A 15,064-nucleotide genomic window follows, 5' to 3' on the forward strand; every position below is an offset into this window, starting at 1 on the left:
GGTGATTCGGCTCCGCCTGCTGCCGAATCATCCATAAGGAATCAAAGGTGATTCGCCTTGTCCAGATGTCATGGTAAAAAACTTATTAATGCGCCCCCTCAGGCCAGTGTCCTTTCAAGGATATCCGCCAGATCGCGCGACAGGTTTTCACGTCCCGCCATGTCGGCAAGAAGCGCGCGGGCATGTTCGCGGCGGCCCTTTTCGAGCGACCGCCACGAGCGGAATGCGGTGGCCAGCCTTGCCGCCACCTGCGGGTTCTGTCCGTCCAGCGCCAGCACCGTGTCGGCGACAAGGCGGTAGCCTTCGCCATCGGCGCTGTGAAAGGCCGTCTGGTTGGCCATGGAGAAGGTGCCGATCAGCGCCCGGACACGGTTGGGATTGGCGAGCGAGAAATGCGGATGCTCCATCAGCGACCGCACCAGCGATACGGCCCCTTCGGAGGGGATCATGGCCTGGATCTGAAGCCATTTGTCGAGCACCAGCGGCGTGTCGCGATAGCGTTCCTCGAAGGCCGCAAGAGCAGCCCTGCCATCCTCCGTGTCGTGGAAATACTGCGCCAGAATGGTCAGCGCGCCGGCGCGCTCGGTCATGTTGTCGGCATCGTCGAACTGCCGGCGTGCGGCCTGAGGGTTCCCTTCGTCGAGCACCAGATATTCCAGCAGCGTGTTGCGCAGGGCGCGGCGTCCGGCGCTGCGGGCATCGGGCGAGAAGGGGGCGTTGTCGTGCAGTCCCTCATAGAGGTCGCCAAACGTCTCCCGTCCTGCCTGCGCAATGGTCTCAAGCAGCGCCCTGCGGGCCGTGTGGATGGCGTCCGGATCGATGTCATGGCCGATTTCACGCGCCACGTCAGCCTCGCTGGGCAGGGTCAGAACCAGTGCGCGGAAGGCCTCTTCCAGCGTTGCATCGGCAGCCAGATCCAGCGCCAGCTGCACGAGATCGTCGGCGAAGGCCGGCTCCTTGCCGCCGCGCACGGCCTTGCTTGCGGCAATCAGCGTGTCGGTGAAGAGTGTCGTGAGCGCCTGCCAGCGCGAGAACGGGTCGCTGTCATGGCGGGCCAGGAACAGCCGGTCGGCGGTTCTGCCCTCGCTGCAAAGCGTCACCGGCGCTGAGAATCCACGGTTGACCGAGAACACTGGCCGCGCATTTACGCCTTTGAAAACAATCGTATGCCGGCGCTTGCGCAGGTGAATGACGCCGTTTTCCACCACCGCGCCCTCAGCGCTTTCATAGGCGAAATCTTCACCTTCCGGCCCGACAAGGCCAAAGGCGAGGGGGATGTGCATCAGCCGCTTGCGGCTTTCAGAAGGTGTCGGCGGAACGGACTGTTCTATCTCCACCGTCAGCGTCTTCGCCCCGGCGTCATAGCGCGAGGAGAGCGCCACATTCGGGGTTCCTGCCTGATGATACCAGAGCGCGAACTGGGTGAGATCACGGCCCGAGGCATCCTCGAAGGCTTTTAGAAAATCCTCAATTGTCACGGCCTGCCCGTCATGCCGCTCGAAATAGAGGTCCATGCCGGCGCGGAACGCCTCTTCACCCAGAATGGTACGCAGCATGCGCACCACTTCCGAGCCCTTTTCGTAGACGGTCGCCGTGTAGAAATTGTTGATCTCGCGATAGCGCCGCGGCCGCACCGGATGGGCCAGCGGTCCCTGATCCTCGGGGAACTGATGCGCCCGGAGCGCGCGCACCTCGCCGATGCGCTTGACCGCGCGCGATCGCTCGTCGGCAGAGAATTCATGGTCGCGGAAAACCGTCAGACCTTCCTTCAGGCAGAGCTGGAACCAGTCCCGGCAAGTGATTCTGTTGCCTGTCCAATTATGGAAATACTCATGCGCGATGATCGCCTCGATATTGGCGAAATCGACATCCGTGGCGGTCTCCGCATCGGCCAGCACATATTTGTCGTTGAAGACGTTGAGACCCTTGTTCTCCATCGCCCCCATGTTGAAATCCGACACGGCCACGATGTTGAACACATCGAGATCGTATTCCCGGCCGAAGCGCTCCTCGTCCCAGCGCATGGAGCGCTTGAGCGCGTCCATCGCGTAGGCGGCGCGTTCTTCCTTGCCGTGCTCCACATAGATGCCGAGCGAGACCTCGCGTCCCGACGCGGTGGTGAAGCTGTCCGTCACCACGCCAAGGTCGCCAGCCACCAGCGCAAACAGGTAGGAGGGTTTGGGGAACGGATCGTGCCAGACGGCAAAGTGCCTGCCATTCTCAAGCGCGCCGCTCTCGACCGGGTTGCCGTTCGACAGAAGCAGGGGGGCAGCCTTGCGGTCGGCTTCCATCCGCACCGTGTAGACCGACAGGATGTCAGGCCGGTCGAGGAAATAGGTGATCCGGCGAAACCCTTCCGCCTCGCACTGCGTGCAGAAGACGCCGCTTGAGACATAAAGCCCCATCAGTGTCGTGTTGCTCGAAGGCAGGACCCGCGTGACGATGGTCAGCTCGAATTCCCGCTCCTCGGGGAGTTTCCGGATGGTCAGCTTGTCGGGCGTCGCCTCGTAGCTTGAGACAGGCACATCGGCTCCATTGATTCTCAGCGCTTCCAGCGTCAGCGCATCGCCATCGAGTTCCAGCGGCGCATCGTCCGGCGCATTCTCGGCCCGTTGCACCCGAAGCCGCGCCGTCACCAGCGTTTTGTCAGCGTCCAGCGCGAAATCGAGCGCAATCCCGGGGATGAGATAGGCGCTGGGTTTGTAGTCTTCGAGACGAAAAATCTGGCCGCTTTCTGTACGCATCTTCACTCTTTCCATGACCTGTGGCGCAGTGCGGGAAAATCCGCGTCCGCCTGGCCCAACAAAATCGGATTGCGGCTCTTTACACAACCATCCGGCTCGACAAAACTAAGGCATCAAACGTCGCTCGACTGTTTCCAGCCAGCTCACCGAACATCGGCCAGGAATTTTTGGCCAGAAGGGATTCCGCATGACTGTGATGACGCCGAAATTCGGCATGGGGGCTTCGGTCCGCCGCAAGGAGGATGCGGCTTTCATCACGGGCCGGGGACACTATACAGACGATTTCCAGCCCGAGGGTACGCTGCATCTCTATGTGCTGCGCTCGCCCGTCGCCAAGGCAACCTTCACCATTTCCTCGATTGAGGAAGCGCAGGCGTCGCCGGGCGTTCATCTGGTGCTGACCGGCGCCGATGTGGCGCATCTCAAGGATCTGCGCTCCGGCGCGATGCAGAAGCAGCCCGATGGCACGCGCGCGCCGACGCGCGACATCCCGATTCTCTGCCGCGACCGCGTGCAGTATGTCGGTGATGCCGTGGCGCTCGTGGTGGCCGACAGCCGCGCTCAGGCGCAGGACGCCGCAGAACTGATCGATATCGATTTCGACGATGAAGAGGCGATTGCGGCAACCGCCGAAGCGCTTTCGGAAGACGCGCCGCTGGTCTGGCCGGAACTCGGGTCAAACCGCGCCTTCCTTTATCATGTGGGTGACAAGGAAAAGTCCGACGCCGCCTTCGCCAAAGCCGACCATGTGTCGCGCATCGAGTTCGTCAACAACCGTCTGGTCTGCAATTACATGGAGCCGCGCGCGGCGCTGGCCGAATGGCGCGACGATGAAAACCGCTATGTGCTGACAACCGGCTCGCAGGGCGTGCACTCCATGCGCGGCATTCTGTGCAAGACCTTTGGCATCGAGCCGGAAAACCTCCGGGTCATCACGCCGGATGTGGGCGGCGGTTTTGGCCCGAAAACCTTCGTCTACCGCGAATACGCCATGGTGATGGAAGCCGCGAAGCGCCTTGGCCGTCCGGTCAAGTGGACGGGCGACCGCAACGAGCATTTCATGACCGACGCGCAGGGGCGCGACAATGTCGTGACCGCTGAAATGGCGATGGATTCAGAAGGCCGTTTCCTTGGTCTTCGCGTGGATCTCACGGCCAATATGGGCGCGTATATCTCGCAATATGGCCCGTTCATTCCGTTCGTTGGCGTGTCCATGTCGACGGGCGTCTACGATATTCAGGCGCTCGATGTGACAATCAATGGCGTCTACACCAACACCTGCCCGGTGGACGCCTATCGTGGCGCGGGGCGCCCGGAAGCTGCCTTCCTTCTGGAGAAGCTGGTGGATGTCTGCGCCCGCGATCTCGACATGGGACGCGAGGAAATCCGCCGCCGCAATTTCATCAGGCCCGAGCAGTTCCCCTATCGCACCCAGACCGGCCGTCTCTACGATGTCGGTGAGTTCGAAGGGCACATGAACAAGTGCATGGAAAATGCCGGCTGGAGCACTTTCGATGAGCGGGCGGATCAGGCACGCCAAAACGGAAAGCTGCGCGGCATCGGCATGGCCACCTATATCGAGGCCTGCGCCTTCGCAGGCTCCGAGCCGGCCCATGTAAAGCTCAATGACGATGGCACGGTCACGCTTCTGATCGGCACCCAGTCGAACGGGCAGGGGCACGCCACGGCCTATGCGCAGTTCGTGGCCGACAAGCTCAATCTCGACATCGACAAAATCACTGTGCGCCAGGGCGACACGGATGAGCTGGCGTCGGGCGGCGGCACGGGCGGTTCGCGCTCCATTCCGCTGGGCGGCGTCTCCGCCGCGCGCGCCGGTGAAGACCTTGCCGAGAAAATCCGCAAGCTGGCGGCCGACGAACTGGAAGCGTCCGTTGACGATATCGAGCTTTCAGGCGGGGCGGCCCGCATCGTCGGTACGGACCGCGCGGTCGATTTCGCAGCCATCGCAAAGGCCGCCAAGGCTCCCGAGGATGTCGAAGGGTTCGGCGAGTTCGTGCAGGAAGAGGCGACCTATCCGAACGGCACCCATATCTGCGAGGTCGAGATCGACCCGGATACGGGCCGCACGGAGGTGCTCGATTACTGGATCGTCGATGATTTCGGCGCAACGGTGAACCCGATCCTGCTGGCCGGCCAGGTGCATGGCGGCGTTGCCCAGGGGCTCGGACAGGCGCTGACGGAAGACACGGTCTATGGCGAAGACGGCCAGCTCATCACGGCCAGCTTCATGGATTACGCCATGCCGCGCGCCGATGATCTGCCTTTCATCCATTTCGAGACGCGCAACGTGCCGTCCACCACCAATGCCATGGGCATCAAGGGGGCGGGCGAGGCCGGCACCATCGGCGCAACGCCGGCGGTTCTGAACGCAGTCACGGATGCGCTCTACCGCGCTCACGGCATCGACCATATCGACATGCCGACCACGCCATCGCGCGTCTGGGAGGCTATCCGCATGGCCCGGGAGGCAGACGCGGCATGAGGCAGGCCTGCGCATACGCCCTGGAATGCTCTCCCATCCCCAGAAGCTGCTTTTCAGGATTTTAGAGAATGCCTGCTGTGACCGAACTCGGCGCCGAACGCCAGCCACTCATCGGCATCGCGCTGAAAGTCATCTCGGTCTCCATCTTCGTCGTCATGTCCTCGCTGATCAAATCGGCGGGGACCGTGCCGTCCGGACAGATCGTCTTCTATCGCTCCTTCTTCGCGATTTTCCCGATCCTCGCCATGCTCGCCTGGCGCAAGGAGCTGTCGACCGCCTTTCGCACCACGCACCCCGTCAGCCACATCATGCGTGGCCTTGTCGGCGTGACCTCCATGGGGCTCGGCTTCTTCGCGCTCACGCGCCTGCCGCTACCTGACGCCATCACTCTCAATTACGCGCAGCCGCTCATCGTGGTGGTGTTTTCGGCCATCTTCATGGGCGAGATCGTGCGCGTCTATCGCTGGAGCGCCGTGGCCGTCGGCTTTATCGGCGTCATCATCATCGCGTGGCCGAAACTCACCCTTTTGACCGGGGATGCCGGCCTTGAGGCCGCGCAGGCGGTGGGCGTCATTGCGGCCCTTTGCGCAGCGACGGGCTCTGCCGTCGCCATGCTTCTCGTCCGCCGCCTGGTGCAGACGGAAAAGACCGCCACAATCGTTCTCTGGTTTTCCGTCACGGCCACGGTGCTGGCGCTCTTCACCATCCCGTTCGGCTGGGCAGACCTGACGCGTGATCAGTATCTGGCCCTTGCCGGGGCGGGCGTGTGCGGTGGCGTCGCGCAGATCCTCATGACGGAGTGCTACCGCCATGCGGAGCTCTCCACCATCGCGCCGTTCGAATACACCTCGATGCTGCTTGCCATCATCATCGGCTATTTCGCCTTTGGCGATGTGCCGACCATCTACACGCTGGTCGGCGGCACCATCGTCATCAGCGCCGGTCTGTTCATCATCTGGCGCGAGCGCAGGCTTGGCCTCCGGCGCGTTGCCGCGCGCCGCTTCGTGCCGCCGGCCTCCTGAAGGCCGGCGCAGCCGCGCCGACTTTTTAAAGGTCGATGGGCAGGTCGGGCCAGAGCGGCCCGTAGCGCTCTTCTTCCTTCAGGCTGTGGCTGCCGAAATGATAGCGAAAGCCTGCGAAGACGCCGTGTGAAACCGTCTTCTCGGCGCTGCCATCGGCCTGCGCCAGCTGGTAGCGATAGCCGCCAAAGCCGCTGAACGGCAGCTCGTGCGGCCGGTAGCTCACCTCCGCGCCGAGCCCGTAGATGACCGGGTCGTCCTCGATGGTGAGAGGGCGCTCATAAGTGCCCTGAAGACCAAGGCGAAACTGATCCGTCACATAGTAGCGTGCGCCAAGCATGGTGAAGGCGCTGTCGCTCTCCTCCTGCTCGGTCATATTCCGGCGCAGACCGGCTGCGGCCAGAAGCGTGGTCTTCTCCGAAAAGAGCGCTGCCTCCAGGCCGCCGGCCGCACTGTCCACGCGTTTCCATTCATCGCCAGCGATGGCAGTTGCCGGCTTTGCGCGTTCGGTCGCCAGACTGCCGAAGGCTCCAAGCGCATAGCGCTCCGGGTCGCGATGATAGAGATGCGCCGTACCCTGCGTGCGCTGTCGCCTGTCGCCGTTCAGCTCCGAATGCCGGTGCTTCACATTGCCCTGCACGTTCCAGCCCGCGCCGATCCGTCGGTTGGCTTTTGCCGAGACGGAAACAGTCGAGCTGCGCCCGCTTTCACCGGCCACCCTGCCATCGCCATCCGACTGGCGATATTCGATCACACCCATGGTGCGCGCATGCCTGATGGAGCCGCTCTGGGCACTCCGATACCGCTCCAGCGCCTCATGCGCCAGAAGATCAGCACCGAATGCCTGGCTGGGCAGGAATGCAAAAGTGAGGATCAGAAAGAGAAAAAGAAGAACCACGCGCCCCCCGGATATAACGCGAACACACATGCTCGACTCCGGGACGTTGTTGAGGCTGTCGACTGTGCCCCAACAGGGTTAATGCGGGCTTAAGCGGCTCTACGCGCCAGCGCCTTCCAGCTTCACCTTGATCGCAAGAAGGTCATGCCATGCGAGCTTCTTGTGGGCGGGGTTGCGCAGCAGATAGGCCGGGTGCAGCGTCGGCATGGTCGGAATTTCCTGACCAGCCGGCGTCTTGTGCAGCGCCCAGTTGCCGCGCATGCGCATGATGCCCGTCTGCGTGTTGAGCAGCAGCTTCGTCGAAGGGTTGCCCAGCGTCACCAGAACTTTCGGCGCGACCAACTCGATATGGCGCTCGATGAAAGGGCGGCAGATCTCCGTCTCAAGCGGAGAGGGATCGCGGTTGCCCGGCGGCCGCCACGGGATGACATTGGAAATATAGACCGATGTGCGGTCGAGGCCGATGGCTGCCAGCATGCGGTCGAGCAGCTTGCCGGAGCGCCCGACAAAGGGCAGGCCCTGAAGATCCTCGTCGCGGCCGGGCGCTTCGCCCACAAGCATCACGGCGGCCTGCGGGTTGCCGTCTGAGAAGGCGGTGTTCTTCGCGGTCGTTTTCAGATTGCATCCATCGAAGGCGGCGAGCTGTTCGCGCAGTTCCTCCAGCGTGTTTGCGCTTTTGGCGATCTCGCGTGCGCGGGCTGCCTGCGCATCGTCGGGAATGGCCGCGCGCTGCGAGCTGGGAAGGGGAGGCGCCTGGATCTGTGCTGCCGGCGCTTTCTTCTTCTGCTCCTGCGCGGCCGGCGCGCGGCGTGCGGCGCGCTTTTCCGCCTCGACCCGGGTTTCCTCAAACCGGTCGGCGGCAGATTCCAGCAGGGACTCATCCACGCCGGCATCGGCGTAGAACGTCAGAAGCTCCCTTAGTCCTGCGGAATCCATCGTGCCCGAAATCCTGCCCGAAATCCTGATTGTCGCCGGTTGGCGGTGAAGCGGCACTTTCTCTTTCTTTGCCTGCCGTTGCAAGTTCACGAAGCGGGAATGCGTGGATCCTGCACCAGATAAAAGACCGGCTGGGGCGTCAGATCGGTCATCAGCAGGCGAAATGTGACGGAATGCCCCGCATCCACCGTACCGGACTGAAAGAGCAGTCGGTCATGGGGCTCGAATTTGCGGTCGTGGCTTTTAAAGGCGTCAGAGCCCACATAGTCGCTGCCCACATTGCGCTGGTCGAACGAAAGCCCGTCACCATAGACGCTGGAAACCCCGCGCTTCTCCTGAAGTTCGAACTCGAATTCCACCCAGGGCAGATTGCTCGCATTCAGCGTTTCGATCTCGATGAAGAGATAGCCCGCGCCCGCGCGCTCGTCATAGGCATAGCGCGGCGTCTCTCCGATGAGGCGAATGACCATCACCACCGCCGATGCGGTGTAGAGTTCCTGTTGAAGGATGACGGGATCACCGCGCGAACCGCTGCCGGAAACCGCGCGGATGCGAAACCCGCCGCTCTCGTCCGAGAAGGCGTATGGCCCCGCCTGCCAGCGCCCGTCATCTCCCGGCTCCGCAGCCAGCAGGCATGCGAGCAGGGGCAGGGCTATCATGGTTGCGGCGCGAGGCAGGATAACACCTCCCTTCCTGCCGCATTATAGCGCCATCGGTACTTTCCGCGAAATGGAATGGCGTTAGCCCAATTCAGCTGCCCAGTTCAGCCGCCCACTTGCCAGTTCGAGATCGTCTGAGAGGGATAGACCAGCTGAAGAATGTTGAGCGTGAGGTTGTCGCGGATCATCACGGCCATGAAGATCTCGGTCGCCACCACCAGAACGATGCTCAGCCATACTGGCGATATGCGGGCAACGAAGAAGCCGACAATCGTCGCGGCGGTATCGGAGAGCGAGTTCAGCACGCTGTCGCCGTAATACCCCTCCGCCAGCGCCGATTCCCGATAGCGGTTGATCACCATCGGCGTGTTTTCGGCCATCTCCCATGCCGCTTCGAGACCCACCGCCAGCGCGAGGCGAATTCCAATCGGCAGGCGTGGCGCGACAAGCCAGAGCAGCGCATAGAACAGCAGGCCGTGGAGAAAGTGCGAATAGGTGTACCAGTCGCCGATATGCTGCGAGGTTTCCGGTCCCGACGGATCCGAATACCAGAGTTTGACCGTGCCGCAGTCGCAGATGGTCGTCTGCCCCATCAGCTTCAGAAACAGCGCCTGTATCGCCAGAATACCGAGAACGCAGAACGCGGTGATCGCAACCGGTCTTTGCCGATATGCTCTCAGAAGCGCATTTTCACTCGCATTCACGCGCACGATCTCCTTCTCGATTTGAAACACCGGGTTCAATTCGGAATATCCAGCCGACAGCCGGATTGCATTCTTGCCTGACGCTCTCGAAACCGCGCGACACTGATGGGATTCGGGAAGGCTGGCAAACAGGAATTGCCCAGCACCAGATTGTCCGATATTTACGTTTACGTTAAAGTAAGTCATATGTTTGCAGCAATCAGGAATGGGTTGATGCAACTTCTCTGGTTTCGATAGGGGCGCGGATGCGCTATAGCCCGGCGTTGAAACCGTTATGCGGGGCTGATTTGTATCCGGTCCGCACCGGCCCATATTCGGGTCGAAACCATGGTGCGCTAGAGAAAAAGACTGCGGAGGGTTAAATGAGCGAGATGGAACGCGAAAGCATGGAATTCGATGTGGTCATCGTCGGCGCAGGGCCGGCAGGACTGGCCGCATCCATCAGGCTCAAGCAGCTTGATCCCGAGCTTTCCATCGTCGTGCTCGAAAAGGGCGGTGAGGTTGGCGCGCACATCCTGTCGGGCGCTGTTGTCGATCCCATCGGCATCGACCGCCTGCTTCCCGACTGGCGTGAAGATCCCGACCACCCGTTCAAGACGCCGGTCACCGACGACCAGTTTCTGGTGCTGGGGCCGGCAGGCTCCATCCGCCTGCCCAATTTCCTCATGCCGCCGCTCATGAACAATCACGGCAATTACGCCGTGTCGCTTGGCAATGTGTGCCGCTGGCTCGCCGGCCATGCCGAGGCGCTTGGCGTCGAAATCTATCCGGGCTTCGCCGCAGCCGAAGTGCTCTACAATGACGAAGGCGCAGTCATCGGCGTCGCCACGGGCGACATGGGCGTTGAGCGTGATGGCTCGCACGGGCCCAACTACCAGCCGGGCATGGCGCTTCTGGGCAAATATGTGCTGATCGGTGAGGGCGTGCGCGGCTCGCTCGCCAAGCAGCTCATCGCCCGGTTCGGTCTCGACGAAGAGCGTGAGCCACAGAAGTTCGGCATCGGCCTCAAGGAGCTCTGGGAGGTCAAGCCGGAGAACCACAAGCCCGGTCTCGTCCAGCACTCCTTTGGCTGGCCACTCGACATGAAAACCGGCGGCGGTTCCTTCCTCTATCATCTGGAAAACAACCAGGTGGCGGTCGGCTTTGTGGTTCACCTGAACTACAAGAACCCTTTCCTCTCGCCGTTTCAGGAGTTCCAGCGCTTCAAGACGCATCCGGCCATTCGCGACACGTTCGAGGGCGGCAAACGCCTCTCCTATGGCGCGCGCGCCATCACCGAGGGCGGCTGGCAGTCCGTGCCCAAGCTCGTCTTCCCGGGCGGCGCGCTCATCGGCTGTTCAGCAGGCTTCGTCAACGTGCCGCGCATCAAGGGCTCGCACAATGCTGTTCTGTCCGGCATGCTCGCCGCCGAACACGTTGTCGAGGCGCTCGGGGCAGGGCGCACCAATGACACGCTTGAAGGCTATGAGGCCGCCTGGCGCGCCTCAGAAATCGGCAAGGACCTGAAGAAGGTCCGCAACGTCAAGCCGCTCTGGTCGCGCTTCGGCACGCTTCTGGGCGTCGGCATCGGTGGTCTCGACATGTGGCTGAACTCGCTGTTCGGCGTTTCGCCCTTCGGCACGATGAAGCACGGCAAGACCGATGCCGCCTCGCTTGAGCCGGCCGCGAAACACGCGCCCATCGATTACCCCAAGCCCGATGGCGTTCTCACCTTCGACCGTCTCTCCTCGGTCTTCCTGTCCAACACCAACCATGAGGAAGAGCAACCCGTTCATCTTCAGGTGAAGGACATGGAGCTGCAGAAGACTTCGGAATACGGCGTCTTTGCCGGCCCGTCCTCGCGCTATTGCCCGGCGGGCGTCTATGAATGGGTGGATGCCGACGGCAACGCGCTGACCGATGGCAGCGATGTGGCTGACGCGCGTTTTGTCATCAACGCGCAGAACTGCGTCCACTGCAAAACCTGCGATATCAAGGACCCGAACCAGAACATCAACTGGGTGCCGCCGCAGGGTGGCGAAGGGCCCGTCTACACCGGGATGTAACCGCATTGTCCGATCATGAAACCGGCGCCGCCGAAGCCAGCCCCGTCGATGAAGAGGCGCTGGCCGAAGTCTATAATCGCGCGCTTGCACTGGAAAAGGCGGGCGCTCTCGACGCCGCCGCCGAGGCCTACAGGGAAGTTCTGGCGCTGGATCCCGCCGATCACGGCGGGGCAGCCGTGCGGCTCGCCAGCATGGGGCGCGGCGAAACGCCGACACGCGCCTCGGAGGCCTATGTCGCAACGCTGTTCGACCAGCACGCCGGTGAATTCGAAAGCATCCTCGTAGACCAGCTCGGCTACGATGTGCCCGCACTTGTGCGCCAGGCGCTGGAAGAGATCGCGCCCGGCCCCTATGAGCGCATGCTCGATCTTGGTTGCGGTACCGGCCTTGCCGGCGAGGTGCTGCGCGATATGGCGGCCCACATCACCGGCGTCGATCTTTCCGAAACGATGATCGAGGTCACCGACGAGAAAGAACTTTACGACGCGCTCTATGTGGGCGATGCGGTGGACTTTCTGCAGCATGCGGATGTCGAACCCTTCGACCTGATCACGGCGACGGATGTTCTGCCTTATCTCGGTGAGCTGGAAGCCTTCTTCGAAGGCGCTGCGGAACTCGCCACAGAGGGCGCGGTTCTCGCATTCTCAAGCGAGACCCTGCCGGACGAAACGCTTGCCGGCCGCCCCTTCATGGTTGGCCCGCATCAGCGCTTTGCCCATGCGCAGGCCTATCTCGGCAAAATGCTTGCCGATCACGGCTTCGCCGGTCTGGCGATTGGCGACATCGTGGTGCGGCATGAAATGGGCAAGCCGGTGCCGGGGCATCTGGTCATCGCCCGAAAGCAGAAAGCCGATTAGCGCACCGTGCTTTCAACAGGTTAGGGCGTCCTTTGTGCGTCCGGATGGACGCACGGCGCTCTAACCGGCGTTTTGCACCAGTTTCACCTCAAGGATGTTCTGTTCGGCGTCAGGCATGATGCCGAATTCGAACAGGACGGGCAGGTGGTCGGAACCGGCATCCTGCGGCCGCGAGATGGCAATCGGCACGATCCGTCCCTTGCTGAACACATGGTCGATGGGCAGGCCTGCAACCCGGCGAACGGGTTCGGGAACCAGACGCTTCAGCCAGGTCGGGCCAACGCCCGGCACAAGATCCAGCTCACCGGCAGCCGCAACACGATGCGCCGTTGCGCTCCACGGCGCTGCGTTCAGATCACCTGCAAGGATCGCCGTCTTGCCGAGCCGCTGCAGAACCGGCGTCACGCGCTCCACCTGACGGTGCTGTTCATAAGGCCAGGGCCAGCCGAGATGCAGCGCGGCGATCTCCACCGGATCTGCGCCAAGGCGCACCGTCGCCACGGCCATTGAGCCGCGGTCGTAGCAGGCATAGGCGGATGAGCTGGCAAAGGGGCGGCGGGAGAGAATGGCAACGCCGCCAATCCGGGCCGGCGGCGGGCAGATCACGCGGTAGGGGTAGGTGGCTTCAAGGAACTTCAGTTCCTCCACCCACATGCTTGAAACCTCGTTCAGCGTCACGATGTCCGGCCGGGTCTGGCCGATCAGCGAAAACACCTGTTTTGGGGTGGGGTTGTCGTAGCGCAGGTTCATCTGGAGGAGCCGGTAGCGCGCAGCCGGCATGTCGTCGGCTTCGGCTCTGGCCGTTCCTGCTGCATTCTGTCCCGGCAAAAGCGCGGCGCTCAGGGCTGCAAGGCCGAGCACGGTTCCCGCCGCACCGATCTGCCGCCAGCCCCTTATGAAGATCAGAGGCAGGGAGAGAATGGCGATCAGCACCGCCAGATGCATCCGAAAATGCGCCATGGCGTCGAAGGCCGGGTGCAGCCGGCCCCAATAGCCGGCCACGAGAGGCACCGAAATCAGAACCGCGCCGATTGCCAGAATTGCCGGCAGTGCGGATGCGGTTCTGCTCTTCTTCATCTCTCGCGCCTTGTTTGCTGCGTGTCCCTTGAGATACGCGGGCTAGCCGTTCTTTTGGGCTATTGGAAGGCGGTTTCGAAAAAGCTTCTCAGCTTGCGCGAATGGAGCCGTTCTGGCGGCATTTCCGCAAGTTTCTCGACCGCCCGCATGCCGATCTTGAGATGCTGGGAGACCTGCCGCTTGTAAAAGTCGGTGGCCATGCCCGGCAGCTTCAGTTCGCCATGAAGCGGCTTGTCCGAAACGCAAAGCAGCGTGCCGTAGGGCACGCGGAAGCGGAAGCCATTGGCCGCGATGGTGGCCGATTCCATATCCAGCGCAATCGCCCGCGACTGCGAGAGCCGCTGCACGGGGCCGCGCTGTTCGCGCAGTTCCCAGTTGCGGTTGTCGATGGTCGCCACCGTGCCGGTGCGCATGATGCGCTTCAGCTCATAGCCGGAAAGGCCGGTGGTCTCCGCTACCGCTTCCTGCAACGCAACCTGCACCTCTGCAAGTGCGGGCAGCGGCACCCACACCGGCAGATCGTCGTCAAGCACATGGTCTTCGCGCACATAGGCATGCGCCAGAACGTAATCGCCCAGCGCCTGCGAGTTTCTGAGCCCCGCGCAATGGCCGAGCATCAGCCAGGCATGCGGGCGCAGAACCGCCACATGGTCGGTGATCGTCTTGGCGTTGGAGGGGCCGACGCCGATGTTCACCATGGTGATGCCGGCGTGACCGTCACGCTTCAGATGATAGGCGGGCATCTGCGGCAGGCGCGCCGGCGTGCTGGCCGAAGGGCTCGTCTCGCCGGCCTTGGTGATCACATTGCCGGGCTCCACGAAGGCCGTGTAGCCCTTGCCGCCTTCGGCCATCATCTCGCGGGCGAGGGCGCAGAACTCGTCAATGTAGAACTGATAGTTCGTGAACAGCACGAAGTTCTGGAAATGCGCAGGCGCCGTCGCCGTATAGTGCGACAGCCGGTGCAGCGAATAGTCGACGCGCTGCGCCGTGAAGGGGGCCAGCGGTTCCGGTTCTCCTGCCGGCGTTTCATGGGTGCCGTTGACGATGTGGTCATCGGTGGCGTTCAGATCCGGCACGTCGAACAGATCGCGCAGCGGCCGTTTCAGCCGGTCGGCGATGGAGCCTTCCACATAGGTGTCCTGCAGGAAGGCGAAGTGCAGGGGGATCGGCGTTTCCGATTCCGACACGGTCACCGGCACGCCGTGATTGCGGATCACCAGGCTCAGCTGGTCGATCAGATAATCGTCGAAGAGATCGGGCCGGGTGATTGTGGTCGCATAGACACCGGGTGCCGCCACATGGCCATAGGCCAGCCGCGTGTCGATCTGGGCGTAGGTGGCGGTGGCGAGGCTGACTTCGGGATAGAAGGCGCGGAAGCGGCAATCGCTCTCGCCTTCTTTGGAAACCTGCGCAAACGCATCGCGCAGGAATGCGGTATTGCGCTCATAGAGCGCTTTCAACGCCGCGACGGCTTCGCGGGCATCGGTAAAGCTCTTCCGGGCGTAGGGCTCCGGACTTGAAATCGTCTGAATGGGCTGAGGATAGATTCTGTGTTCCATGGCCTTTTATATGGATTTTCCCGGTCTTCTCAAGGCCCGGTTGCGGCATCCATGGTCTGCTCG

11 protein-coding genes are annotated in these 15,064 nt (G+C 62.5%); 4 read left to right on the top strand and 7 right to left on the bottom strand.

Annotated features, from left to right (window positions below):
- Positions 1 to 98: 98 nt before the first annotated feature.
- Complete coding sequence (pepN, locus tag NDI72_RS01190) at positions 99 to 2,744, bottom strand: aminopeptidase N (RefSeq protein ID WP_283799325.1); 2,646 nt, start codon at positions 2,742 to 2,744, stop codon at positions 99 to 101.
- A gap of 187 nt (positions 2,745 to 2,931) precedes the next feature.
- Here pepN and NDI72_RS01195 point away from each other — a divergent pair, with 187 nt between their 5' ends.
- Together NDI72_RS01195 and NDI72_RS01200 are read left to right on the top strand one after the other, a co-directional pair.
- Positions 2,932 to 5,247 carry a xanthine dehydrogenase family protein molybdopterin-binding subunit gene (locus NDI72_RS01195; protein WP_283799326.1) on the top strand — a complete coding sequence of 772 codons (2,316 nt, stop codon included), beginning with the start codon at positions 2,932 to 2,934 and terminating at the stop codon, positions 5,245 to 5,247.
- 68 nt (positions 5,248 to 5,315) lie between these two features.
- The gene (locus tag NDI72_RS01200) at positions 5,316 to 6,269 is read left to right on the top strand and encodes a DMT family transporter (protein WP_113154626.1); all 954 of its coding nucleotides are present in this window, start codon (positions 5,316 to 5,318) and stop codon (positions 6,267 to 6,269) included.
- 25 nt (positions 6,270 to 6,294) lie between these two features.
- Here NDI72_RS01200 and NDI72_RS01205 read toward each other — a convergent pair whose 3' ends face one another.
- The 4 genes from NDI72_RS01205 to NDI72_RS01220 all read right to left on the bottom strand — a co-directional run bounded on the left by NDI72_RS01205 (position 6,295) and on the right by NDI72_RS01220 (position 9,463).
- A complete protein-coding gene (locus tag NDI72_RS01205; RefSeq protein ID WP_283799327.1) occupies positions 6,295 to 7,164 on the bottom strand; it encodes a hypothetical protein in 870 nt (289 codons plus the stop codon).
- Positions 7,165 to 7,263: 99 nt separating this feature from the next.
- Positions 7,264 to 8,100 (bottom strand): uracil-DNA glycosylase, encoded by an 837-nt coding sequence (locus NDI72_RS01210; protein ID WP_283799328.1) that lies wholly within the window; start codon positions 8,098 to 8,100, stop codon positions 7,264 to 7,266.
- An 86-nt stretch (positions 8,101 to 8,186) separates the two neighbouring features.
- Positions 8,187 to 8,759, bottom strand: coding sequence for a hypothetical protein (locus tag NDI72_RS01215; protein ID WP_283799329.1), 573 nt, complete (start codon positions 8,757 to 8,759; stop codon positions 8,187 to 8,189).
- A gap of 104 nt (positions 8,760 to 8,863) precedes the next feature.
- Complete coding sequence (locus NDI72_RS01220) at positions 8,864 to 9,463, bottom strand: DUF2585 family protein (RefSeq protein WP_245447508.1); 600 nt, start codon at positions 9,461 to 9,463, stop codon at positions 8,864 to 8,866.
- Between the two features lie 362 nt (positions 9,464 to 9,825).
- On the opposite strand from NDI72_RS01220, the gene NDI72_RS01225 reads away from it, so the two are divergent.
- Together NDI72_RS01225 and NDI72_RS01230 are read left to right on the top strand one after the other, a co-directional pair.
- Positions 9,826 to 11,508: an electron transfer flavoprotein-ubiquinone oxidoreductase gene (locus NDI72_RS01225; protein WP_283799330.1), complete on the top strand. Its 1,683-nt coding sequence runs from the start codon at positions 9,826 to 9,828 to the stop codon at positions 11,506 to 11,508.
- 5 nt (positions 11,509 to 11,513) lie between these two features.
- Entirely contained in the window at positions 11,514 to 12,365 is an 852-nt protein-coding gene (locus NDI72_RS01230) for a class I SAM-dependent DNA methyltransferase (protein ID WP_283799331.1), read from the top strand.
- A gap of 60 nt (positions 12,366 to 12,425) precedes the next feature.
- On the opposite strand, the gene NDI72_RS01235 is transcribed toward NDI72_RS01230, so the two are convergent.
- Complete coding sequence (locus NDI72_RS01235) at positions 12,426 to 13,442, bottom strand: endonuclease/exonuclease/phosphatase family protein (RefSeq protein ID WP_283799332.1); 1,017 nt, start codon at positions 13,440 to 13,442, stop codon at positions 12,426 to 12,428.
- A 59-nt stretch (positions 13,443 to 13,501) separates the two neighbouring features.
- Positions 13,502 to 15,001, bottom strand: a complete 1,500-nt coding sequence (locus NDI72_RS01240) for an AMP nucleosidase (protein ID WP_113154633.1) — start codon at positions 14,999 to 15,001, stop codon at positions 13,502 to 13,504.
- Positions 15,002 to 15,064 lie beyond the last annotated feature (63 nt).

This window comes from Nitratireductor sp. GZWM139 (assembly GCF_030068685.1).
GTDB lineage: Bacteria > Pseudomonadota > Alphaproteobacteria > Rhizobiales > Rhizobiaceae > Nitratireductor > Nitratireductor aquimarinus.

Excerpts from the sequence above, each read along its gene's own strand:
- NDI72_RS01215 (WP_283799329.1), bottom strand. The coding sequence starts at position 8,759 with ATGATAGCCCTGCCCCTGCTCGCATGCCTGCTGGCTGCGGAGCCGGGA.
- NDI72_RS01210 (WP_283799328.1), bottom strand. The coding sequence starts at position 8,100 with ATGGATTCCGCAGGACTAAGGGAGCTTCTGACGTTCTACGCCGATGCC.
- NDI72_RS01235 (WP_283799332.1), bottom strand. The coding sequence starts at position 13,442 with ATGAAGAAGAGCAGAACCGCATCCGCACTGCCGGCAATTCTGGCAATC.
- NDI72_RS01200 (WP_113154626.1), top strand. The coding sequence starts at position 5,316 with ATGCCTGCTGTGACCGAACTCGGCGCCGAACGCCAGCCACTCATCGGC.
- NDI72_RS01225 (WP_283799330.1), top strand. The coding sequence starts at position 9,826 with ATGAGCGAGATGGAACGCGAAAGCATGGAATTCGATGTGGTCATCGTC.
- pepN (WP_283799325.1), bottom strand. The coding sequence starts at position 2,744 with ATGCGTACAGAAAGCGGCCAGATTTTTCGTCTCGAAGACTACAAACCC.
- NDI72_RS01195 (WP_283799326.1), top strand. The coding sequence starts at position 2,932 with ATGACTGTGATGACGCCGAAATTCGGCATGGGGGCTTCGGTCCGCCGC.
- NDI72_RS01240 (WP_113154633.1), bottom strand. The coding sequence starts at position 15,001 with ATGGAACACAGAATCTATCCTCAGCCCATTCAGACGATTTCAAGTCCG.